Here is a 20,381-nt window from a genome sequence, read left to right on the forward strand (position 1 = left end):
CTCCAGCTCGGCCGCCAGGCCGGACCGAAAGCCCTGATCGATGCTCACGAACCCGACGCTAGACCCACCCCCCGACACCACCAGAAGATCAACTGTGGACCCTCTCAGCCAGCGCGGCCGAGCGCCTCGGCGTCCGCGGCGAGGCCCGTGACGACATCGGCGGCGGGCCGCACCTCGGAGATCAGCGAGCAGGACTCCTCGGCGTAGAGCACCGAGGAGTCCAGGTCATCGTCGAAACCCTCCATCGGCATGAAGATGCCGTACCGCGGCAGCTCGACGGTCTGTCCGCCGACCGGCATCGTGCCCGTGACCTCACCCTCGCCGGCCACTCACCGGCGACCGGGTTCCGCAGTGCGTTACTGGCATATGAGACACGTATCAGTAACGCTCCAGTGCTGCGACGGAAACCTTCGAGATGTCGGCCACTCCGCTTGACGTGGGCGCCCCTGCACCTCACGCTTACTGTTGCGGATAGCAGGACACGATGCGTACAGCGCAACAGGAGCCGGAATGATCTACGTGGGTGAGCTGTCCGACATCCCCTTCGGGGAGTCGGTCCGGGTGCAGGGCTCGGTGGCCATCGCGGTGTTCAACGCGGACGGCGAGCTCTACGCCATCGACGACACGTGCACGCACCAGGACGCGTCGCTGTCCGACGGCTGGCTCGAGGGCTGCGCCGTGGAGTGCCCGCTGCACGCCGCGTGCTTCGACCTGCGCACCGGCAGGCCCAGTGGCCCGCCGGCGAAGAAGCCGGTGCGCACCCACCGCGTGACCGTGACCGACGGGTTCGTCTACGTCGAGGAGACGGTGCGCGTCGGGGACCGGGAGCTCGCCCGGGTGGTGTGATCCGCAGCTCGGGCCTGACCGTGCACACTGCGAGGGTGCTGCGGAGTCAGGCCGCGGGCGGCGTGGTCGTCGATCCCCGGGGTCGGGTGGCCGTGGTCCGCCAGTGGGCGCGGACGTGGTCCCTGCCCAAGGGTCACGTCGAGGCCGGCGAGGGCGTGCTCGACGCGGCGCGACGCGAGATCCACGAGGAGTGCGGGCTCTCCGACCTCGAGCTGGTGAGGGAGCTGGGGTCGTACTCCCGGCCCGGCTTCCGCCACGGCCTGCCGGAGCTCAAGACGATCACGCTGTTCCTGTTCCGCAGTCCCGCGGCGACGCTCCGCCCGCGCGACCCGGCCAATCCGGAGGCGCGGTGGGTGGCCCGGGACTCGGTCGCGAGGACGCTGTCGAACCCGGCCGACGGCCGGTTCTTCCGGCGGCACGTCCTGCCACTGCTGGACGTGAGCTGACGCGGGTGCGGGGTCCGTTTCGCCTTCCGCGGGTGATGACGTCCGTTCCCGCGGCCCCCACCGTCGGACGGGCCGCCGTCGCCGGCAGCCACCCTGACGTCCCGCACGCCGGAGGCGGACCATGACCCGTAGCCCGCTCGGGGCCGGTACCGGGGACGCCGCGGCGGCCGCGGCGCCGGGTGTGGCGCCACCGCCCGCGCCCCCGACGCCGGCCGAGCTGCTCCGCTCGCCGGCCTACCTGCGGCTGCTCGTCCTCGCCGCGCTGCTCGGTGTGCCGATCTCCGCGCTGTCGTACGGCTTCCTGCAGGCCGTGGCGTTCCTCCAGGACGCCCTGTTCACCCGGTTGCCGGTCGCGCTCGGGCTGGGCCCGTCGCCGGTGTGGTGGCCGCTGCCGATCCTGGCGGTCGGCGGGCTTCTCGTCGGGTGCACGATCCGGTACCTCCCCGGGCAGGGCGGGCACTCGCCGGCCGACGGCTTCTCGACCCACGCGCCGCCGACGGCCCGCGAGCTGCCCGGGGTGATCGTCGCGGCGGCCTCGACCCTGGTGTTCGGCGCCGTGCTCGGCCCCGAGGCACCGCTGATCGCCATCGGCGGCGGCCTCGCCGTGCTCGCGGTCCGGGCCGCCCGGACGTCGCCCACCCCGACCGCGGTGACGGTCGTCGCCAGCACCGGGAGCTTCGCCGCGATCAGCACGCTGCTCGGGTCACCCCTGCTCGGAGCGTTCCTGCTGATGGAGGCCGCAGGCATCGGGGGAGCGACGCTCGGCCTGGTCCTGCTCCCGGGCCTCCTCGCCGCCGGCATCGGTTCCCTGATCTTCGTGGGCCTGGACTCCCTGACCGGGCTGGGACCGGTGTCGCTCGTCCTGCCCGATCTCCCGGCCTTCGTCCGGCCCGACGTGGCGCAGTTCGCGTGGGCCGTCGTGATCGGCCTCGCCGCCGCGGTCCTGGGCACGACGATCTCGTGGACCGCCCTGCGCCTGCGCTCGGTCGTCGACCGCGCGCCGGTCCTGCTCACCACGGCCGCCGGACTGGTGGTCGCCGTCCTCGCCGCCCTCTACGCCCTGGGCACCGGGAACCCGACCTCCGACGTGCTCTTCTCGGGGCAGGAGTCCCTGCCCGCGCTGCTCGCCGGTCCTACGGCGTACTCGCTGGGCGCTCTCGTGCTGCTCGTCGCGTGCAAGGCCCTCGGGTACGCGGTGTCGCTCAGCGCCTTCCGGGGTGGGCCGATCTTCCCGGCGATGTTCCTCGGGGCCGCCGGCGGGCTCGCCCTCGCGCCCCTGCCCGGGCTCTCGGTCGTGCCGGCGGTCGCGATGGGTATCGGGGCCATGTCCGTGGTGATGCTGCGCCTGCCCCTGACCTCGGTGCTGCTGGCCGTGCTGCTGCTCTCCACCGACGGCCTCGCCGTCACCCCGCTGGTCATCGTCGCCGTCGTGGTGGCCCACCTCGCGGCCGCCCGCCTCCGTCCGGGCGCACCGTCCGCCGGCGATGTCGGAGCGGAGGGGGGCACGGCGCCCGACGAGGCCGGATCGCCCCGGCCCTGACGGCGTCTCCCCGGCACGACCCCTGGTGCCGGGTCAGCCGTCGACCGCCGCCGGCGACGACCCCGGCGGTGTCGCCGCCGCGGCCCGGCGCCGCGTCTCGTAGCGGACCAGGATCTCGCCGAGCACGCCGATGAGCAGGCCCCAGGACGCCACGACGAACAGCCACGTCCCCGCCCGCGTCAGCGCCGGGCTGAGGAAGAACAGGCTGCCGACGACGAAGGCGAGGTTCCCGACCAGGCCGATCGCGAGATGGACCCAGGGCACGTCGTGAGCGGTCCGGCTGATGCGGCGCAGATACCAGAACAGGAACACGGTCGTCTCCCTCTGAGCTCGACGGGCCCACCCACGCAACCCCCGATCGGGCTCCTGCGGCTCGCCCCCGAGGGATGAGGCGCGCACCCGACGGTGCCGGATGCCTCCGCCCCGGGCGCCCGCCGTGGGCGGGAGCGGACGTGGACGCGGAGTTCATCCACCCGGGGTGAGGTCGGCGGCTCCGGCGCGCGCCACCGTCTCGACACGACGTGAGCGGAGGTGTCCGTGGAGGCCGAAGCGCCCTCGAGCGGGCCGGGGCGGACCGGCCCCCGCCTGCTCCAGGGGCTGCCGTCAGCGCCGTTCGCCCCCGTGACGGGGGCCGATCTGGACCGCATGACCGGCAAGCTCTTCCTCGCCGACCGTGCCGGGCGCTCCGCGTTCTGGATGCTGTTGACGCTCGCCGCCGTGATCGCGAGCGCCGGGGTGGTGGCGGACTCCACGGCCACGGTGATCGGCGCGATGATCGTCGCCCCCCTGATGACCCCGATCCTCGGCACGGCCCTGGCCCTCGTGCTGGCCGACCGGCGCCAGCTCCTCGAGAGCGTCGCGGTGGTCGTCGGGGGCGCTGTCCTCGTGGTCGTCATCGGGTGGCTGTCGGGCTTGCTGAGCCCGGTGCCGGAGCTCGCCGCGACGAACTCCCAGGTCGCGTCCCGGGTGTCGCCGGAGCTCGTCGACCTGGTCTCGGCGCTGGCCACCGGCGCCGTGGGTGCCTTCGCCCTGGTGAGGTCCGACGTCTCGGACACCCTGCCGGGGGTGGCGATCGCCATCTCGCTGGTCCCGCCGCTGGCCGTCGTGGGTCTGACGCTGGAGTCCGGGGCCCCGGACCAGGCCGCCGGGGCGATGCTGCTGTTCCTCACCAACGTCACCGCGATCATCGCCACCGGCACGGTGGTGCTGCTCCTCTACCGCGTGCGGGCGACCGCCGTCGCTGCCGGACGCCGTGTCGGCCACCTGCGGCCACGCACGATCGTCGTCGTGGGGGCCCTGCTCGTGGCCGTGACCGTCCCGCTCGGTGTCGGGACCTACCAGACGGTCCGCGGGCAGCAGGTGCTCACCGCCGCGCAGCCGGCGGTACAACAGTGGGCACGGACACGGTCCTGGCAGGTCGTCGACGTGACGTGGAGCCAGGGCGTGCTGCAGGTCCTCGCCGCCGGGACGCCGCCCGCCCCCGACGCCTCGTCCCTGCGTCGCGCCCTCGACGACGCCGGTCTCGCCGACGTGCCCGCCCGTCTCTCCGAGGTCCTCGGCGGCTCGCGGGAGCTGCCGGTCACGGCGCCGCCGCCTCGACGAGCGGGATCGCTGCGCGGCCAGGAGGTGGACGGCAGGTCGTCGGGCCGGAGTCACCCAGGGCGGGCGATGCCACCCGGAGGCCGGGGCGGCAGCGTCCGGTGGGCGAACGGACCACCACCTCGAGGAGGTACCTCCATGGCCGGCCCGCAGACCATGACGGACCCAGGACCGGACACCGGTCCCATCGACTATCTCGTCGTCGAGTTCCCGCCGGGATCGGTGACCGGCGAGGGCATGCCCCTGCTGCTGGACCTCGTGGACCGCGGTCTGATCCGCATCCTCGATCTGGTGTTCCTCCGCAAGGAGGACGACGGCGGGGTGACGACCATCGAGATCGCCGACCTGGACGGCGACGGTTCCCTCGACCTCGCCGCGTTCCACGGGGCCGCGTCGGGGCTGCTCGACGGAGGCGATCTCGCGGAGGCCGGCACGGTGCTGGCGCCGGGGACGACGGCCGCGGTCCTCGTCTACGAGAACGTGTGGGCGGCTCCGCTCGCGGCGGCGCTCCGCCGTGGTGGTGCGCAGTTGGTCGCCGGGGGACGCATCCCCGTCGACGTCGTCTCGGCTTCCCTCGGCGCCGCTCCGGCGGGCGTCGGGGCGGACACGGAGGGGTGAGGAGCATGCCGGGACTGCTGCGAGGACTCGCGCGCACAGCGCTGGTGGCCGGCACGGCGACCGCGGTGTCGAACCGCGTCTCGCGTCGTCAGGCCGGCAGGTGGGCGGCCCAGGACGCCGCCGCGGCACCGCCGCCCGCGTACGCGCCGCCCGAGTACCCGCCGCCCGAGTACCCGCCGCCTGCATACGCGCCGCCCGCCTACCCACCGCCGGCCGGGGGCGGGGCGCCGCAAGGTGACGACACGCTGGCGCAGCTCCGGGAGCTGGCCGAGCTGCGGAGCCAGGGTGTGTTGACCGAGCAGGAGTTCGCGGACCAGAAGCGCCGGATCCTCGGCTCCTGACGGTCCCCCGCCCGGCCGTCCCCGGGGCGGCCGTGCGGCCCGGTCTCACATGCGGGCGCCACGCCGATCGGTCGCGAGCGCGAAGATGACCGCGATGTCGAGGGCGATCACGACGACCGCCCACATCGGGTACACCGCGAGGAACAGCAGGTTGACCACTGCGCTCGTCGCGGCGAGCGCGATGCCCACCACGCGGGCCCACAGTCGTCCCGCGAGGACCCCCACGCCGGCGGCGGCGACGAGGACGCCGAGGACGAGGTGGACCCAGCCCCACACGCCGGCGGAGACGACGGCGAGCACGCGGTCGCCGCCGTTGACGACGTAGAAGCTCGGCTGCAGGAGCGCGACCAGCCCCTGGATCACCCCGATCGCCCCGGCGATCATCATCACGATGCCGGCGAAGCGGATCCAGCGGGTCCAGTCGTCGACGTCGGAGCCGTACGAGCGCGGCCCCGGCGTGTAGATCGCGTCCACCCACTGGGCCGGTGTGCGCTGCGTGCCGCTCATCTCGTCACTTCCCCATCCTCGGCGGGCACCGCGGACGCGGGGGCGCCGGCGCGGCGGCGATCAGGGTGCCGCGGCGGGGCGTCGGTGCGCCTCACCCGCCGAGGGCGACCGAGCGGGATCCAGCGATGGGGCAGCGGCCCGCCGTCAGAGGAGCCGGCGGCCGGCCAGGGTTCTCGCCGTCTCGACCGGTTCCGGTACGCCGGTCTCGACGGCGTGGGTGAGGTGACTGGCGAGGAGCTGCTCGATCGTCTGCGGGTCGGACGCCTTCGCCAGCTGGGCGGTGAGGTCGGAGTTCGCGGCCGCGGCCTTCTTCACCGCGTCCTTCGCGGCGTCCTTGGTGTCCTTCGATCCCTCTTCGGCACCCTGTTGGTAAGCGATGTCGATGCTGTCCTTCGAGATGTTGAACTTCTGGGGCAGGACGCCGGTCACGGCGAGGATCGTCAGCACCGCCCCGGCCGCGAGCATGAACCCCAGCCCGACGCTGTTCGTGCCCGGGATGAAAGTGGCGCCACCGCCGCAGACGAGGAGGAGGAGCCCGAGGACCCCGGCCAGCCACCGGCTGCCGTCCTCGATCTTCGTGTTCATGGGTGCCTCGACGCTGCCGGGTCCGGGTGACGGGCGAGAGTGTGGCGAGGCGTGACCGGGAGGGCCAAGCTGTGTAGCCCGTCCGGTCCAGGACACGACCTCGCCGCAGCACCCCGGGAGCCACGGATGCGCTCGACCCCCGCCAGCGACCCCCACGCGCCCGACGCCTGGCCGGCGCTGCGCGTCGCCGACTGGGAGGACACCCGCGACACGTTGCACATGTGGACGCAGGTCGTCGGCAAGGTCCGCCTCGCCGCCGCACCCATGATCAACCACTGGTGGCAGGTGCCGCTCTACGTCTCACCGCGCGGGCTCACCACCTCGTCGGTGCCCTGGGGCCGGCGCCTGTTCGACGTCGAGTTCGACTTCGTCGACCACCTGCTGCGGGTCCGCGTCAGCAGCGGCGGCGAACGGACCGTCGCCCTCGCGCCGAAGTCGGTGGCGCAGTTCCACGACGAGACCCGGCGCGCCCTCTCCGACCTCGGCCTCGACGTCCCGATCAGCACCAGGCCCGTCGAGGTCGAGCGGGCCATCCCGTTCGAGGACGACCACGAGCACGCCGCCTACGACGCCGACGCCGCCCACCGGTTCTGGGGACAGCTCGTCCAGGCGCACCGTGTGCTCACCGAGTTCCGGTCGCGCTTCATCGGCAAGGTCAGCCCCGTGCACTTCTTCTGGGGCAGCTTCGACATGGCCGTCACCCGTTTCTCCGGGCGCACGCCCCCCACCCACCCGGGAGGGGCCCCCAACTGCGGGGACTGGGTGATGGTCGAGGGCTACTCCCACGAGCTCAGCAGCTGCGGCTTCTGGCCGGGAGGCGGTGCCGAGGGCGCCTTCTACGCCTACGCCTACCCCGAGCCCGACGGATTCGCCCGGCACCCGGTGCGCCCGTCGGAGGCCGCGTACAGCAGCGCCGCCGGCCAGTTCCTGCTGCCCTACGAGGCCGTCCGCACCAGCTCGGACCCGGAGCAGACCCTGCTGGCGTTCCTCCAGGACACCTACGAGGCCGCCGCCGACAACGGGGACTGGGACCGTGCGGCCCTGGAGGACGACCCGCAGCGCCGCGCCGGCCCCCGGTGACCGCAGTGACGGCGGTGGCGGCGACGTCGCCGACCCCCCGCCCGGCGACGTCGCCTCCCCCACGCGGATCGGGACCCCCGACTCCGTACCTCGGCCCGCTGAACGAAACGTACCGTACGGTCTGGTTCTGCGGTAGACGTCGGGGCCTCGTCGTCGACGGGTGTGGCCACCCGCCGGGAGAGACCCCACACTGCCCTGACCGGTCACGGTCGGCCCGGTCGCGGCGTCGGCGTCGCGCCGGTGGTGGGGGGAGAGCGGCATGGTCAGTGAGGTCGCGCCCGCGGTCGGGGGTCCGCGGGTGCCGCAGCAGGCGCGGGCCCGCGCGACACGTCGCGTCCTGCTCGCGGCGGCCGGGGAGCACTTCGCGGTCCACGGCTTCCACGGCACGCCGCTGAGCGAGCTCCTGGAGCACGGGCCGGCGACCAAGGGGGCGTTCTACTTCCACTTCGCGTCGAAGCAGGCGCTCGCCGAGGCGCTCGTCGCGGCGATGACCCAGTCGTGGGACCAGGTCCTGCCCGCGGTCCGCGGCGCCGCCGGGGACGCCCTGGAGGCGCTGGTCCTGCTGACCGACGCCGTGATCGTCCGCCTCGACGACCCGATCGTGCGCGGGGCCGGTCGGGTCCTCCGCGACCGGGTGGTGGCCTCGCCGACCCTGGCGGAGGTCAGCGGGTGGTGGCGTGACCAGGCCGAAGGACTGCTCCTCGAGGCACGGGACGCGGGCCTGCTTCGCACCGAGGCCGACCCGGCGTGGGTCGCCGGCGAGGTCGTCGCCGGCCTCGCCGGGCGGGCGACGGTGCACGACTCGCCGGGCAGCGGCGAACCCCTGTGGGACCTGATGAACACGTTCTGGGCGGGGCTGCTCCCGCTGATCGCCGCCCCGGGCTGGGTCGAGCAGTGGGCGGCGCGGCCCTGGCAGCAGCGAGCCCGTCCCGTCGGGGTGGGACCGCACGACGTCGACCGCCTCGAGATCCACGCCATCGGCGCGCTCCCCGACGCCGACGCGGCCGACCGGGCGGCGCCCGGTCGGCGCCGATGACGGCGCGGTGTCCGGCGCCGGTGGCCTCACCCGTCCGCATCGTGGACCAGCAGGGCGATCTGGGTGCGGTTGTCGAGGTCGAGCTTGGTCAGCACGTGCGAGACGTGCGCCTTCACGGTGGCGACGCTCATGTGGGCTGCGGCGGCGATCTCGGCGTTCGACCGTCCACGGGCCACGGCCACCGCGACCTCGTGTTCTCGTTCGCTGAGGCAGCGCAGCGCCGCGCGTGCGCGCTCGCGATTGCCCGCCTGGGCGGACGCCTGCTCCATCAACCGGCGGGTCACGGTCGGGGAGAGGATCGGGTCGCCGAAGGCCACTCGCCGCACGGCCTCGACGATCCGGGGCGGCGGCGTGTCCTTGAGCAGGAAGCCGCTGGCCCCGGCCCGCAGGGCGCGGAGCACGTTCTCGTCGCTGTCGAACGTGGTCAGCACGACCACGTCGGGCGCCTGCGGCCGCTCCCGCAGCCGGCGCGTGGCGGTGATCCCCCCGGTGCGGGGCATGCGGAGGTCCATGAGCACGACGTGCGGAGCGTGGGTGTCGACGAGCCCCGGCACCTCCTCGCCGTCGCCCGCCTCGCCGACGACGCGGATACCGTCGGCCCCGTCGAGCATCATGACCAGGGCGCCGCGCACGAGGGCGTCGTCGTCGACGACGAGTACCCGGATCGGCTCGGTCACGTCGGCCACGGTAGGTGGGCGGCGAGACAGAAGTCGCCCTCCCGGGTCTCGCCGTGCTCCAGGCGACCGCCGAGCGAGGCCGCGCGCTCGCGCAGCCCGACGAGCCCGGTACCCCGCTGGTCGGATGCCGGGGCCGCGAGCGGGACGGGGTTGCGGACCTCGACCCGGAGGCCGTCGCCGGGCGCGCCGTCGAGCACGACGCGGACCGGGAGGCCGGGAGCGTGCCGGCGCGCGTTGGTCAGGCCCTCCTGCACCACGCGGTAGGCGGTGCGGGCCAGCGTCTCCGGCGCGTGATCGCGGGTGCGGTCGTCGAGGTGGACGTCGACGCCGGCGTCCCGGGACTCGTCGACCAGGAGCGGCAGCTGGGACAGGGTCGGTTGGGGCGGCGCGTCCCCGTCGGTGTCGGCCCGCAGCACGCCGATGACCTCCCGCAGCTCCTCCAGCGCCTGGTGCGCGCCGGCCCGGACGATCCCCGCGGCGCGGGCGACCTGCTGGGGCGCCGCGTCGGGCCGGTACTCCAGCGCCCCGGCGGCCGTGGCGACCAGCGAGAGTCGGTGGGCGAGGACGTCGTGCATCTCACGCGCGATGAGCGCGCGCTCGTGCCCGCGGGCTGCCGCGACCCTCTCGGCCTGCTCCTCCTCGGCCCGCCGCACCCGTTCCTCCCGGACGGCCGACCGCTGCCGGGCGAGCGCACCCCACGCGACCAGGGCGGCGTGGGCGGCGACGACGATCACGACGAGCCACGCGTAGGGCAGGTCGGGCACCGGCCGCAGGAGCCCCTGGGCGGCGTGCGCGACGATCCCGACGGCGCCGATCCCCACGGCCATCGGCAGCGGGCGCAGTGCCGCGACGCGCAGCACGGCGAAGGTCGCGCCCGGCGTGCCCGCCGGAGAGATCGTGGCGAGCGCCGCCATCGCGAGGGCGCCGGGCACCGGCCAGCGCAGCACGACCGGGACGAGCGCGCAGGAGAGCAGGACGACGCCCGCGTCCACCGCGAGCGTTCCGGTCGGCCAGATCGCGTCCGCCCGTCCGAGCACGGTCAGGGTCGACAGGACGGCGAGCACGACCGTCGTGCCCGTCGCAGCCAGCCACCCCCGGCAGCGCGGGGACTCCGTCCGGTCCACGCCCGGCAGGGTAGGAGGACGGACCGGGGCGGCACATCCGACGAAAGTCGACGCCACCCTCGCCCTCCGAGCACACCGCTCCCGCCCCGGGACCGAGGCGCGGGCGGACGCCGACGCCCCACCCTCGGGTCCGTGTTCCCCCGGCCCCCGGGCGCCGCGATCCGCACGGTGCTCCTCGACCTCGCCGGGCCGCTGGCCGTGTTCTACGGGCTGCGGTCGGCGGGCGTCGACGACCTCACCGCGCTGGCCGCAGGGAGCGTGCCCCCGCTGCTGCACATCGTTCTCACCGCCGTACGCGAGCGCCGCCTCGCGCCGATGCCGGTCCTCGCCCTCGTCGCGGTGCTCGCCGGGCTCGTCTCCGCGCTCGCCGCCGGCGACGTACGGGACCTCCTCGCCCGGGATGCAGTGATCACTGCGCCCTTCGGGCTGTGGATGCTGAGCACCCTGTGGGGACCGAGGCCGTTCTGCTTCACCGCCACGAGAGCGCTCCTGCCCCGCCGCGCTGTCCTCATGGACCGGTTGTGGTCGGCCGAGCCGGGGTTCCGTCGCGTGTGGCGGATCGACACCGCGATCTGGGGCACGGTCGGCCTCGCGGACAGCGCCCTGCGCGTCCTCATGGCCTACACCCTGCCCGTGGCGGCGGTGCCGGCGCTGGGCGCTGCCCTCTCCGTCATCACGCTGCTCGGTCTCCAGGCGCCGACCCACCTGCTGCTCCGGTCGTCCGGGCACTGGCGCGCGCTCTTCGCCCGGTCGCGCCCTCCCGAAATCGCGCCGGACCGCTCGCTCGAGCGCGTCGGCCGACCACTGAACCCCTGCCGAGGAGGAAACCCGTGTCGTTCCGCACCTGGCTCTACCCCGGCGGCCGCCCGCGCCGTCTCGCACGCCTCGCCGACCGTCTCACCGCGGCCCTGTCCGCCCGCGGGTTCGGGCCCGACCGCCTCGTGTCGCTGGAGGTCACCGGTCGGCGCTCCGGCCGGAGGCTGTCCGTGCCGCTCGTCGTCGCCCACGTCCGGGGAGAGCGCTACCTCGTGTCGATGCTGGGCCAGGACGTGAACTGGGTCCGCAACGTCCGCGCCGCCGGCGGGAACGCCGCCCTGCGGCACGGCGTGCGGGAGTGGGTGCGCCTCGAGGAGGTCCCGCCATCGCGGCGCGCCATCGTTCTCCGGGCCTACCTCGAGCGCGCCCCGAACGCGCGGGTCCACGTCCCCGTACCGGTCGACGCGCCGCTCAGCGACTTCGAGGACGTGACGGACCGCTATCCCGTCTTCCGGGTGGCCCCGCGCCGCGGCACCACCACCTCCGACACCTCCGACACCTCCGACACCTCCGACACCTCCGACACCTCCGACACCTCCGCGGGTCGAGGTGAGCCCGCCGCGCCGCCGAGCCCCGCGGAGGATCGTCTGTCACCCTGACGGTGCGTCGGTGGTGGCGAGACCAGCGAGCACCGGCGTCGTGGTCGGCCGGCCGACCCTGGCCGGCGGGTGCCGCTCCACACGGCGGGCGGCGACCGCATCTCGAGATCCCGCGCCCTCCCGCGTCCGCCGTGCCCACACCGGCGGCCCGGACCCGGAGCCACGAGGCGAGCACCAGCGAGCGGAGGAGTTGGGGGAGCTGTCCGGACGTCTCGACCGCACGACCGGGGGCGCTCCCGCTCCGCCGTCGTCGCGGCGACGGCCCGACGTGCAGGGGTGGGCCTCGTGCGCCACCGCGGCGGTGGGCTTCGTCGTGTGCCTGGTCGCCTGGCAGCGGGGTGGCGGCACGGTGTCGCTGCCGTGGGTGCCGTCCCTCGACCTGCGCCTGTCGTTCGCGTTCGACGGGCTCGCCGCGCTCTACTCCCTCCTCGCCACCGGTGTCGGCGTCCTCGTGTTCGCCTACGGGACCCGCTACCTGCGCCAGCACCTGGTCGAGGACGACCGTCCGCTCGCGGAACGCCGGCGCTTCTGGCCCTGGATGGCCCTGTTCGCGGCCGCGATGGTGGGCCTGGCGACGGCGACGGACCTCGTCCTCGTGTTCGTCTTCTTCGACCTGACCGCGGTGTGCTCGTACTTCCTCATCGGCTTCGACCGCGAACGCCGGGCGGCCCGGACCGCCGCGCTGACCGCGCTGCTGGTGACGATCGTGCCCGCGGTCGCGCTGCTCGCGGGCGCGGTGCTGCTGTACTCGACCTACGGCACCTTCTCGATCCCCGAGCTCGTCGCGACGGTGGAGCCGGGGACCACGACGACGGTCGCGGGCCTGCTGATCGCCGTGGCGGCACTCGCCAAGAGTGCCCAGGTCCCGCTGCACTTCTGGTTGCCGCGGGCCATGGAGGCCCCGACCCCGGTGTCGGCGTACCTGCACTCGGCGGCGATGGTCGCCGCCGGCGTGCTCGTCCTGGGCCGGGTCCACCCGCTGCTGGCCCGCAGCGAGGTCGTGCTGACCGTCCTGCTCGTCGTCGGGCTGACGTCCGTCGCGGTGGGCGGCGTGCTCGCCCTCGGCCGCGACGAGCTCAAGCAGGTGCTGGCCTACTCGACCATCTCCCAGTACGGGTACGTGGTCACCCTCTACGGCATGGTCGGGGCGGCCGCCGCCGGCGCCGCCGCGTTCTACGTGGTCGTGCACGCGGTGGCCAAGAGCGCCCTGTTCCTGTCCGCCGGGGCGGTGACGACGGCGACGGGGGAGGACCGCCTGTCCCGGCTGGGCGGGCTCGGCCGGCGCATGCCCGTGCTGGCCGCGGCCACGGGCGTGGCGGCCGCGACCCTCGCCGCGCTCCCGCTCACCGGAGGGTTCTTCTCCGACGAGCTCTTCTTCGCGGCCGCGAAGGAACACGGTCCGGTCCTGACGGTGGCGTCCGTGCTGGCCGCGGCCCTGACCTTCGCCTACATCGGCCGCTACTGGATCCGTCTGTTCCTGGGGCCGCTCGCCACCGCCCCTGCCGCGCTGTCCCCCGTCCTGCTCGTGCCGGTGGTGGTCCTGGCGCTGGTGGCGGTCGCGGCCGGGGTGGTGCCGTCGCCGATCACGACCCTGGCCGAGGGCGCCGGCGCCGTCTCCCACGCCGCACCGGTGACGCTCTCACCCGCCTACCACCTCGATCTCCGGGCGACCAACGTCATGGCCCTGGCGGCGTGGGCCCTCGGCGGGCTGCTGCTCGCGGCCGCGGGGCTCCGCGACCGGGCGTCCCGCCTCGTCGCCACGGCCGGTGACCGGCTCGGTCCGCGGCGCGCCTACACCGCCTCCGTGATCGGACTGCGCCGTGTGTCCGAGCGGCTGCACGACTGGGAGACCCGGGACCTGCGCAGCAGCATCGCCGCCGTGCTCGTCCCGGCGGGGGCGCTCGCCGCCGCCGCGTTCGCCGCCACCCCGGTGGCGCGGGCGTTCACGGTGGGGCCGATCGCGGGGGCGGACTGGCTCGTGCTGCCGCTGCTGGTGCTCGTCGGGGTCGCCACGCTCGTCGCGGCGCGCACGCGGGAACGGCTCGGCATCGTGCTCGCCCTGGCCGCGGTCGGCTTCGGGCTCGCCGCGGTCTACGCCCTGCGGGCGGCACCGGACGTCGCCCTCGTGGCGGTGCTGGTCGAGACCATGCTCACCCTGGTCTTCCTGGCCGCGCTCGGGCGCCTGCCGGGCACCGAGCCGCGACGGGAACACGGACGACGGCGGGGGCAGCGCTGGCGCGATCCGCTGATCGCCACGGTCTCCGGGCTCGGCGCGTTCGTGGTGATCTGGGGCTACCTGTCCGAGCCCCGGGAGGCCCCCTCGGTGGCCGCCGAGCAGATCCGGCTGGCGCCCGCAGCCCACGGCCAGGACGTCGTCACGGTGATCGTCGCCGACTTCCGCGGGCTCGACACCCTCGGCGAGATCACCGTCCTGCTCATCGCGGCGATCGGCGTCGCCACGCTGCTCGGGCGGGGGAGGCTCTGGTGACCGGCCCCGACGCGCCCCCCGGGCCGACGGTGATCGTGCGGGTCGTGGCACGCCTGCTGCTGGCGCCGAGCGTGGTCGTCGCCGTCGCCCTCATCGTCAAGGGCTACACGGCGGTCGGTGACGGCTTCGCCGCCGGGATGGTGGTGGGTCTCGCCGTCGCCCTCAACGCCGTGGCGCTGGGCGCCCGCCGCGCGGAGGCCGCCCTGCCCGTGCTCCGTCACGCGCCCTACGCGGCGGTCGGCGGAGCACTCCTGGCCCTGGCCAGCGGGTTCTTCCCCGTCGCTCTCGGCGAGCCCGTGTTCAGCCACCGCCCCGGGCCCGACGAGAAGGTCGTGAGCGTGGGCAAGGCCGAGCTGATGACCGCCGTGAGCTTCGACGTCGGCATCTTCCTGCTCGTCGTCGGCGTCGTCACCGTGCTCGTCCACCAGCTCGCCGAGCCCGACCAGGAGCCGCAGGCATGACGCTCGCCATCGCCGCGGCCGCGGCCGTGCTCTTCGGTGCCGGCGCCTACCTCCTGCTCCAGCGCAGCCTCGTCCGGGTCGTCACCGGGATCGCCCTCATTTCGCAGTGCGCCATCGTCACGATCATCGGGTCGAGCCTGTCGCAGGGACGTGCCCCCATCGACCCGCAGGAGGGCGGGCCGTTGAGCGACCCGCTCCCGCAGGCGCTGGCCCTCACCGCGCTCGTCATCGGCATGGCCACGCTCGCCCTGCTGCTCGCCCTGGTCCACCGGGTCGTCGTCACGCACGGCACGGCCGAGCGGGACGAGCTGCGCGACGTGGACCGGCCCGGTGCGGGCGGGGACGAGGCCGTCCGCCACGAGGGGGACGAGACCGAATGACCGCCCTCGCGCTCTCGCTCCTCGTGCCGTGGGCGGTCGGGCTGCTGCTCGTGGTCCTCGACGGACGCCGCCGCACGGTGGGGTGGCTCGGCGTGGTGACGCTCGGGGCCACCGTGGCGGTGCTCGGCGTCCTGGCCGCCGACGTCCTGCGCGGCGGCACGGTCGCGTTCGTGACGGGCGGGTGGCCGGTCGGCGTGGGCATCCTCCTGCGCGCCGACGCGCTCGGGGTCACCTTCGCCCTGTCGTCCTGCTTCGTGCTGCTCGCGGCGGCCTGCGCGGAGACGCTCCTCGGCGTCGGGCAACGCACCCTGCCGGGGCTGCTGGTCCTCCTCGCCGCCGGGCTCAACGGCCTGTTCCTCACCGGCGACGTCTTCAACTTCTACGTCTTCTTCGAGATGTCCATGATCGCGGCCTACGTGCTCACCGGCTACGGCGGCGGGCGGGCCCAGCTGCGCGCCGCGGTCATCTTCGCCTCGGTCAACCTGCTCGGGTCGTTCATCTTCCTCGTGGCGGTGGCCGGGACCTACCGGGTCACCGGCACCCTCGCGATGACCGACGTGGCCGAGCGGATCCGGGAGGTGCCACCCAACGCCGCCGTCGCGGTCGCCGTCGGGTTCTTCGTCGCGTTCAGCGTCAAGCTCGGGCTGTTCCCCTTCCACTACTGGCTGCCCACCGTCTACGCCGACACGCGACCGGCCGTCGCCGCCGTCCTCAGCGGCGCCGTCGCCAACATCGGCGCCTACGGACTGCTGCGGTTCGGCCCCGGCGTCTTCGCCGAGCAGCTCCGCCTCTCCGCGACCGTCCTCATCGCCCTGGGGGCCGCCTCGATCATCTACGGCGGGGTGCTGGCCGTGGCGCGCCACCGACCCGCGGAGATGCTGGCCTACTCGGCGATCGGGCAGGTCGGGTACGTGCTCGTCGCGGTCGGGGTGGGCGGCCCCGTCGGGTTCGCGGCGGCGGTGCTCTACAGCGTGGTCAACGCGCTGAACAAGGCGCTGCTGTTCCTCACCAGCGCGGTCCGGGGGCCCCTGGTCGCCGGCGCGTTCGTCGTGGGTGCGCTGAGCGTGGCCGGGGTGCCGCCGGCGGTGGGGTTCGTCGGGAAGCTGGCGGTCTTCCGCACCGCCGTCGACGCCCGGAGCCCGACCCTCGTCGTCCTGCTCGTCGTGGGCAGCGCGCTGTCGCTGCTCTACCTGTTCCTGATCTACCAGCGGGAGTTCTGGGCCGAGGAGGACCGCGAGGCGGTGACCGACGCCGAGGTCCGGGACGCCGCGCCGGCGCGGGGGGTGTCGAGGCGCGTGCCGGTCGTCGTCCTCGCCGTGCTCCTCCTCGCCGGGGGCGTCTGGCCCGAACCGCTCGCGGCGGTGTCGGGCGCCGCCGCCGACGTGCTCACCGGGACCGCGAACGGAGCTGGACCATGATCGGGATCATGTTGAGGATGATCGCGCTGACGGGCCTGTACCTGCTCGTCGTCTCGAGCGTGAAGGTCGGCGACGTCGCGATCGGCCTCGTGCTCGCCGCCCTGGTCGTCGCGGCCGGACGGCGACACCGCGCGGCGTCGAGCTCCGCCGGCTCCACGCTGCGGCGGCTCGCCGGGGTCCCGGCCCTGATCGGCGGCACCCTCGTCGACGTCGTGACCGGCAGCGCCGAGGTGATCCGCTGCTGTCTTCGCCGTCCCCCCGACCCGGGGCTGGTGCGCCTCCCGACCGGGCCCACGTCGCCGTCCTCGTTCGCCACCTGGGGCATCCGGCTGGGCATCACACCCAACACGGTCGTCGTCGACGTCGACGAGGAGCACGGCGAGCTGCTGGTCCACGTCCTCGACGCCCGCGACCCGGACGGCGTCCGCGCCGAGCAGGCCGCGGCCTACCGGAGCCGGCAGCGCCGGACGTTCCCGTGAGCGGCGTACCGGTCCTCGTGGTCGTGGCGGCCCTGATCTGGGTGACCGCCCTGGTCATCGTCGGTGTCCTGGCGCTCCTGCGCGGCCGGGACGTGCTGCAGCGCCTGATCGCCCTCGACCTGCTCGCGGTGCTCGTGGTCGCGCTGCTGGCGCTGCTGTCCTATCTCCGGGACGTCCCGCACTACCTGAACGCGGCCGTCGCGCTCGCCCTGCTGTCGTTCGTCGCGACCGTCGCGGCGGCCCGCTACCTGGCGACGGGAGGGCCCCTCGAGTGATGTCCGTCGTGCTCGACGTCGCGGGCGGCGTGCTCCTGGTCGTCGGCCTGCTGCTGATGACGATCGCCCTGGTCGGGGTGCTCCGGATGCCCGGGACCTACAGCCAGCTCCACGCCCAGGGGCTCGCCGCGGGCCCCGGCGTGATCTGTGTGCTGGCGTCCTCGATCGCCACCGAGAACGCCGCGACCATCTCCTACGCCGCCATCGGCATCGTCTTCACCGTGCTCACCTCACCGGTCGCCTCCCACGCCATCGCGCGGGCGGCCCGCCGGCGCGGCGACGAGACCGACCCGCGATGACGTCGCCGCCCGGTCGCCCAATCGCCCGGTGGTCAGTCGGAGGTCGAGAGCACGTCGACGAGCTGGCCCACCTGCGGGTTGTCCAGCGTCTTGGCCACGTCGGCGAGGGCGATGACGCCGACCAGCTCGTTGCCGTCGATGACCGGCAGCCGGCGCACCTTGTGTTCGCGCATGGTCGCCAGGATCTCGTCGGCCTCGTCGTCCGCGCCGATCGTCACCGCCTCGGGCTGCTGGAGCTCCCCCACCGTCACCGACGAGGCGTCCTTCCCGGCCGCCACGACGTTGATCACGATGTCGCGGTCGGTGACCATGCCCTTGAGCCTGTTGTCCTGCCCGCAGATCGGCAGGGCCCCGACGCCGAGGCGCTGCATCGTGCTCGCCGCCGACTGCACGGTGTCGCTCTCGTTCGCGCAGGTGCGCTCCGCCGTCATGATCTCGCGTGCCTTGGTGGCCATGACCGTCCTCCTCGTCGATGTCGGTCGATGGTGGCCAGGTGCTGGGCACCCGGTACCCATCGGCTTGCCGGTGCGGTCGCCGCGGTAACGCCCCGGGCGCACCGGTTCGCGTGCCCATGCCGACGGCGTGGGTAGCCGTGCCGGACGCGAGCGTTCCCTGATCGACCCCGCCGTCCGGGGGCCCGCGTCACCGAGCGGAGGGAGAGCGGCACGGTGTGCTGCGCGTGCACGGCGTCGCGCGGGAGGCGGACGTGCGCTACCTGATCTACGAGAACAAGGGCGCGTTCTCGGTCGTCCGATGGGACCAGCCCGTCGACCAGCAGCCGGCCGCGGCGGCCCTGCGCGCCGGCGGTGAGGTGGCGCGGGAGACCTGACCGCCCCGGCGGCCCACAGCGACCGGTTGTGCGCGACGTGCTTGCGTCCGATCGACGGGTGCGGGAGGGTCGGTCCGGCCGAGATGTGATTCGCCTGACACCGACGGCGAGGAGGCCGTACCCCCATGAAGCTCGCTCTCTACCTGCCGAACTTCCGCGACACGGTGACCGTCAAGGAGCTCGAGGACCTCACCGCACTCGCCGAGGAGCTCGACTTCGACTCCGTCTGGACGCTCGATCGCGTCGTCGTGCCGGAGGCGTCCGACCGCGAGGAGCTCCAGCACACGTTCGGCATGATGGAGGGTCTGCCGCACGCCCTTCCGGTGACCTCCCGGGGGCAGTGGTTCCAGGGCTTCCCGCTGCTCCCGTGGCTCGCCGCGAAGACCTCGAAGGTGCGCATCGGTCAGAGCATCACCGACACCCCGTTCCGCGCGCCCGGGGTCCTCGCCGCGGAGCTGGCGACCATCGACCACCTCTCGAACGGCCGGCTCAACGTCGGCCTCGGCGCGGGCTGGATGCCCGAGGAGTTCGCCGCCGCGAGCGCGGCGCACATCTTCCCCAAGAGGCACAAGCACGTCCGCGAGACCATCGAGGTCCTGCAGGGCATCTGGGGCAACGAGCTCTTCGAGTACCACGGCGAGTTCGCCGACTTCGACCGGTGCGGGTTCGGCGCGAAGCCGCTGCAGCAGCCGCGCCCGCCGATCTTCATGAGCGGCCTCCGGGACCCCCTGCGCTCGGCGAAGCGCATCACGAAGTACGACCTCGACGGATGGATCGGGATCCAGGACTCGCCGACCGGTCTCGGGAAGTGGCTCACGGCCATCGACCAGCAGTTCGAGGAGATCGGCAGCCCGAAGCGCTCGAAGGACCTCGAGATCTGCAGCATGATCTGGACGGTCATCACCGACGAGGAGACCGACCAGTCCGACAACGGCGTCGCGTCCAACCTCCTCGTGGGCACCGAGAAGCAGGTCACGGATCGGCTCAAGGCGTACCGGGAGGCCGGCCTGACGATGCCGCTCATCTGGCCTCCGTTCACCGACGTGCCGGTGGAGAAGACGCTCGACGACCTCAAGCGGATCAAGAACGACATCCTGCCCAGGGTCGAGGCGGCGTAGAGGCGCGCCGGAGGAGTTCCGGCGGGCCACCCGCCGGGTCCGCTCGTCACCACTCGGGAGAGAGCACGTGCGCTTGGGTGCGACGCTCGCCCATCTCGCCGAGGCGCCGCCCTTCGCGATCGCCCGGTGGGCGCAGCGGCTGGAGGGCGCGGGCTTCGAGAGCCTGTGGACGCCGCAGGTCGTCGGGCGCGGCTCCCTGGTCCCCGACCCGTTCGTGACGTTGGCGGCGGCGGCCGCGGCCACCGGCGGCGTCGAGCTGGGGACGGCCACCGTGCAGGTGCCGCTCCACCATCCTGCCGACCTGGCCCACCGGGTCCTGTCGCTCGCCTCCGTCTGCGGCGACCGCCTGTCCCTCGGCGTCAGCCCGGGGTCCTCCGCCGCCGACTTCGCCGCCGTCGACCGGGACTTCGCAGGACGCTTCCGCACCTTCCACCGCGACGTGGCGCGGCTGCGGGTCCTGCTCGCCGACGGGCGGGACGACGAGGTCGAGCTCGCGCCCGCGCGGGACGCCCGGCGGCCGCCGCTGCTGCTCGGCTCGTGGGGCGCGAACGTCGAGCGGGCCGCCCGGGACTTCGACGGATGGCTGGCCGCCGACCATCGCCACAGCGCCGAGGAGATCGTCGCCGCCCACGCGCGGTTCCGCGCCGCCGGGGGACGGCGGGCCGTCGTCTGCGCCGTCCGGCTGGCCGGGCGGGACGATCTGGGGCCGACCCGCGAGCGGCTCCAGCGCTACGCGGAGGCCGGGTTCGACGACGCCGTGGTGCTGATCGAGCCGGGCGGCCCGGAGCCCGAACGGGTCCGGGCGCTGGTCCCGTGACGC

Annotated in this window: 25 protein-coding genes and 1 pseudogene; 19 read left to right on the forward strand and 7 right to left on the reverse strand. The window is 74.3% G+C overall.

Annotation, left to right across the window (positions count from 1 at the left end):
- Positions 1 to 104: 104 nt before the first annotated feature.
- Positions 105 to 299 carry a hypothetical protein gene (locus C8D89_RS25315; RefSeq protein ID WP_133252068.1) on the reverse strand — a complete coding sequence of 65 codons (195 nt, stop codon included), beginning with the start codon at positions 297 to 299 and terminating at the stop codon, positions 105 to 107.
- A gap of 211 nt (positions 300 to 510) precedes the next feature.
- Here C8D89_RS25315 and C8D89_RS25320 point away from each other — a divergent pair, with 211 nt between their 5' ends.
- From C8D89_RS25320 to C8D89_RS25330, 3 genes are all read left to right on the forward strand, one after another.
- A complete protein-coding gene (locus C8D89_RS25320; RefSeq protein ID WP_116710920.1) occupies positions 511 to 846 on the forward strand; it encodes a bifunctional 3-phenylpropionate/cinnamic acid dioxygenase ferredoxin subunit in 336 nt (111 codons plus the stop codon).
- Positions 847 to 881: 35 nt separating this feature from the next.
- A complete protein-coding gene (locus C8D89_RS25325) occupies positions 882 to 1,292 on the forward strand; it encodes an NUDIX domain-containing protein (RefSeq protein WP_165825940.1) in 411 nt (136 codons plus the stop codon).
- A gap of 121 nt (positions 1,293 to 1,413) precedes the next feature.
- Complete coding sequence (locus C8D89_RS25330) at positions 1,414 to 2,832, forward strand: chloride channel protein (protein WP_116710921.1); 1,419 nt, start codon at positions 1,414 to 1,416, stop codon at positions 2,830 to 2,832.
- 33 nt (positions 2,833 to 2,865) lie between these two features.
- On the opposite strand, the gene C8D89_RS25335 is transcribed toward C8D89_RS25330, so the two are convergent.
- A complete protein-coding gene (locus tag C8D89_RS25335; RefSeq protein WP_207787423.1) occupies positions 2,866 to 3,144 on the reverse strand; it encodes a YrhK family protein in 279 nt (92 codons plus the stop codon).
- Between the two features lie 225 nt (positions 3,145 to 3,369).
- On the opposite strand from C8D89_RS25335, the gene C8D89_RS29920 reads away from it, so the two are divergent.
- The gene (locus C8D89_RS29920; RefSeq protein WP_207787424.1) at positions 3,370 to 5,049 is read left to right on the forward strand and encodes a DUF6325 family protein; all 1,680 of its coding nucleotides are present in this window, start codon (positions 3,370 to 3,372) and stop codon (positions 5,047 to 5,049) included.
- A 5-nt stretch (positions 5,050 to 5,054) separates the two neighbouring features.
- Complete coding sequence (locus C8D89_RS25350; RefSeq protein WP_116710922.1) at positions 5,055 to 5,390, forward strand: SHOCT domain-containing protein; 336 nt, start codon at positions 5,055 to 5,057, stop codon at positions 5,388 to 5,390.
- A gap of 45 nt (positions 5,391 to 5,435) precedes the next feature.
- Here the strand turns inward: C8D89_RS25350 and C8D89_RS25355 are convergent, their stop codons facing one another.
- Both C8D89_RS25355 and C8D89_RS25360 read right to left on the reverse strand, forming a co-directional pair.
- The gene (locus tag C8D89_RS25355) at positions 5,436 to 5,897 is read right to left on the reverse strand and encodes a DUF7144 family membrane protein (RefSeq protein ID WP_116710923.1); all 462 of its coding nucleotides are present in this window, start codon (positions 5,895 to 5,897) and stop codon (positions 5,436 to 5,438) included.
- 144 nt (positions 5,898 to 6,041) lie between these two features.
- Positions 6,042 to 6,482 (reverse strand): hypothetical protein, encoded by a 441-nt coding sequence (locus C8D89_RS25360; RefSeq protein ID WP_116710924.1) that lies wholly within the window; start codon positions 6,480 to 6,482, stop codon positions 6,042 to 6,044.
- A gap of 126 nt (positions 6,483 to 6,608) precedes the next feature.
- On the opposite strand from C8D89_RS25360, the gene C8D89_RS25365 reads away from it, so the two are divergent.
- Positions 6,609 to 7,562 carry a DUF5996 family protein gene (locus C8D89_RS25365; protein ID WP_116710925.1) on the forward strand — a complete coding sequence of 318 codons (954 nt, stop codon included), beginning with the start codon at positions 6,609 to 6,611 and terminating at the stop codon, positions 7,560 to 7,562.
- Positions 7,563 to 7,821: 259 nt separating this feature from the next.
- Positions 7,822 to 8,598, forward strand: coding sequence for a TetR/AcrR family transcriptional regulator (locus tag C8D89_RS25370; RefSeq protein WP_116710926.1), 777 nt, complete (start codon positions 7,822 to 7,824; stop codon positions 8,596 to 8,598).
- Positions 8,599 to 8,624: 26 nt separating this feature from the next.
- Here C8D89_RS25370 and C8D89_RS25375 read toward each other — a convergent pair whose 3' ends face one another.
- The gene (locus C8D89_RS25375) at positions 8,625 to 9,284 is read right to left on the reverse strand and encodes a response regulator (RefSeq protein ID WP_116710927.1); all 660 of its coding nucleotides are present in this window, start codon (positions 9,282 to 9,284) and stop codon (positions 8,625 to 8,627) included.
- Positions 9,272 to 10,399, reverse strand: coding sequence for a sensor histidine kinase (locus C8D89_RS25380; protein ID WP_243418375.1), 1,128 nt, complete (start codon positions 10,397 to 10,399; stop codon positions 9,272 to 9,274). The genes C8D89_RS25375 and C8D89_RS25380 overlap by 13 nt, the downstream gene beginning before the upstream one ends.
- 168 nt (positions 10,400 to 10,567) lie before the next feature.
- Between C8D89_RS25380 and C8D89_RS31245 the strand changes: the two are divergent.
- From C8D89_RS31245 to C8D89_RS25425, 9 genes and pseudogenes are all read left to right on the forward strand, one after another.
- A pseudogene (locus C8D89_RS31245) lies at positions 10,568 to 11,080 on the forward strand (VC0807 family protein); the annotation flags it as partial.
- A gap of 149 nt (positions 11,081 to 11,229) precedes the next feature.
- Positions 11,230 to 11,814 (forward strand): nitroreductase/quinone reductase family protein, encoded by a 585-nt coding sequence (locus C8D89_RS25390; RefSeq protein WP_207787425.1) that lies wholly within the window; start codon positions 11,230 to 11,232, stop codon positions 11,812 to 11,814.
- Positions 11,815 to 12,004: 190 nt separating this feature from the next.
- Positions 12,005 to 14,302, forward strand: coding sequence for a hydrogen gas-evolving membrane-bound hydrogenase subunit E (mbhE, locus tag C8D89_RS25395; protein WP_243418376.1), 2,298 nt, complete (start codon positions 12,005 to 12,007; stop codon positions 14,300 to 14,302).
- Positions 14,299 to 14,763: an MnhB domain-containing protein gene (locus C8D89_RS25400; protein WP_243418377.1), complete on the forward strand. Its 465-nt coding sequence runs from the start codon at positions 14,299 to 14,301 to the stop codon at positions 14,761 to 14,763. Before mbhE ends, C8D89_RS25400 begins: the two co-directional genes overlap by 4 nt.
- Positions 14,760 to 15,143: a sodium:proton antiporter gene (locus C8D89_RS25405; RefSeq protein ID WP_116710929.1), complete on the forward strand. Its 384-nt coding sequence runs from the start codon at positions 14,760 to 14,762 to the stop codon at positions 15,141 to 15,143. Before C8D89_RS25400 ends, C8D89_RS25405 begins: the two co-directional genes overlap by 4 nt.
- Positions 15,140 to 16,561, forward strand: coding sequence for a complex I subunit 5 family protein (locus tag C8D89_RS25410; RefSeq protein WP_116710930.1), 1,422 nt, complete (start codon positions 15,140 to 15,142; stop codon positions 16,559 to 16,561). Before C8D89_RS25405 ends, C8D89_RS25410 begins: the two co-directional genes overlap by 4 nt.
- A gap of 17 nt (positions 16,562 to 16,578) precedes the next feature.
- Positions 16,579 to 17,040, forward strand: a complete 462-nt coding sequence (locus C8D89_RS25415; RefSeq protein WP_243418378.1) for a Na+/H+ antiporter subunit E — start codon at positions 16,579 to 16,581, stop codon at positions 17,038 to 17,040.
- Positions 17,037 to 17,315 carry a monovalent cation/H+ antiporter complex subunit F gene (locus C8D89_RS25420; RefSeq protein ID WP_116710932.1) on the forward strand — a complete coding sequence of 93 codons (279 nt, stop codon included), beginning with the start codon at positions 17,037 to 17,039 and terminating at the stop codon, positions 17,313 to 17,315. Before C8D89_RS25415 ends, C8D89_RS25420 begins: the two co-directional genes overlap by 4 nt.
- Positions 17,315 to 17,614 (forward strand): cation:proton antiporter, encoded by a 300-nt coding sequence (locus C8D89_RS25425; RefSeq protein WP_243418379.1) that lies wholly within the window; start codon positions 17,315 to 17,317, stop codon positions 17,612 to 17,614. The genes C8D89_RS25420 and C8D89_RS25425 overlap by 1 nt, the downstream gene beginning before the upstream one ends.
- Positions 17,615 to 17,646: 32 nt before the next feature.
- On the opposite strand, the gene C8D89_RS25430 is transcribed toward C8D89_RS25425, so the two are convergent.
- A complete protein-coding gene (locus C8D89_RS25430; RefSeq protein ID WP_116710934.1) occupies positions 17,647 to 18,069 on the reverse strand; it encodes a CBS domain-containing protein in 423 nt (140 codons plus the stop codon).
- A 215-nt stretch (positions 18,070 to 18,284) separates the two neighbouring features.
- On the opposite strand from C8D89_RS25430, the gene C8D89_RS29555 reads away from it, so the two are divergent.
- The 3 genes from C8D89_RS29555 (at position 18,285) to C8D89_RS25440 (ending at position 20,378) form a co-directional block, all read left to right on the forward strand.
- Positions 18,285 to 18,443, forward strand: coding sequence for a DUF421 domain-containing protein (locus C8D89_RS29555; protein WP_165825941.1), 159 nt, complete (start codon positions 18,285 to 18,287; stop codon positions 18,441 to 18,443).
- Between the two features lie 125 nt (positions 18,444 to 18,568).
- The gene (locus C8D89_RS25435) at positions 18,569 to 19,561 is read left to right on the forward strand and encodes an LLM class flavin-dependent oxidoreductase (RefSeq protein ID WP_116710935.1); all 993 of its coding nucleotides are present in this window, start codon (positions 18,569 to 18,571) and stop codon (positions 19,559 to 19,561) included.
- Between the two features lie 67 nt (positions 19,562 to 19,628).
- Positions 19,629 to 20,378 (forward strand): LLM class flavin-dependent oxidoreductase, encoded by a 750-nt coding sequence (locus C8D89_RS25440; RefSeq protein ID WP_116710936.1) that lies wholly within the window; start codon positions 19,629 to 19,631, stop codon positions 20,376 to 20,378.
- Positions 20,379 to 20,381: the final 3 nt, after the last annotated feature.

Origin of the sequence: Actinomycetospora cinnamomea (assembly GCF_003096675.1) — a bacterium.
GTDB lineage: Bacteria > Actinomycetota > Actinomycetes > Mycobacteriales > Pseudonocardiaceae > Actinomycetospora > Actinomycetospora cinnamomea.

Excerpts from the sequence above, each read along its gene's own strand:
- C8D89_RS25365 (WP_116710925.1), top strand. The coding sequence starts at position 6,609 with ATGCGCTCGACCCCCGCCAGCGACCCCCACGCGCCCGACGCCTGGCCG.
- C8D89_RS25425 (WP_243418379.1), top strand. The coding sequence starts at position 17,315 with ATGTCCGTCGTGCTCGACGTCGCGGGCGGCGTGCTCCTGGTCGTCGGC.
- C8D89_RS25320 (WP_116710920.1), top strand. The coding sequence starts at position 511 with ATGATCTACGTGGGTGAGCTGTCCGACATCCCCTTCGGGGAGTCGGTC.
- C8D89_RS25410 (WP_116710930.1), top strand. The coding sequence starts at position 15,140 with ATGACCGCCCTCGCGCTCTCGCTCCTCGTGCCGTGGGCGGTCGGGCTG.
- C8D89_RS25350 (WP_116710922.1), top strand. The coding sequence starts at position 5,055 with ATGCCGGGACTGCTGCGAGGACTCGCGCGCACAGCGCTGGTGGCCGGC.
- C8D89_RS25370 (WP_116710926.1), top strand. The coding sequence starts at position 7,822 with ATGGTCAGTGAGGTCGCGCCCGCGGTCGGGGGTCCGCGGGTGCCGCAG.
- C8D89_RS25330 (WP_116710921.1), top strand. The coding sequence starts at position 1,414 with ATGACCCGTAGCCCGCTCGGGGCCGGTACCGGGGACGCCGCGGCGGCC.
- C8D89_RS25315 (WP_133252068.1), bottom strand. The coding sequence starts at position 299 with ATGCCGGTCGGCGGACAGACCGTCGAGCTGCCGCGGTACGGCATCTTC.
- C8D89_RS25360 (WP_116710924.1), bottom strand. The coding sequence starts at position 6,482 with ATGAACACGAAGATCGAGGACGGCAGCCGGTGGCTGGCCGGGGTCCTC.
- C8D89_RS25430 (WP_116710934.1), bottom strand. The coding sequence starts at position 18,069 with ATGGCCACCAAGGCACGCGAGATCATGACGGCGGAGCGCACCTGCGCG.
- C8D89_RS25405 (WP_116710929.1), top strand. The coding sequence starts at position 14,760 with ATGACGCTCGCCATCGCCGCGGCCGCGGCCGTGCTCTTCGGTGCCGGC.
- C8D89_RS25355 (WP_116710923.1), bottom strand. The coding sequence starts at position 5,897 with ATGAGCGGCACGCAGCGCACACCGGCCCAGTGGGTGGACGCGATCTAC.
- C8D89_RS25415 (WP_243418378.1), top strand. The coding sequence starts at position 16,579 with ATGATCGCGCTGACGGGCCTGTACCTGCTCGTCGTCTCGAGCGTGAAG.
- C8D89_RS25435 (WP_116710935.1), top strand. The coding sequence starts at position 18,569 with ATGAAGCTCGCTCTCTACCTGCCGAACTTCCGCGACACGGTGACCGTC.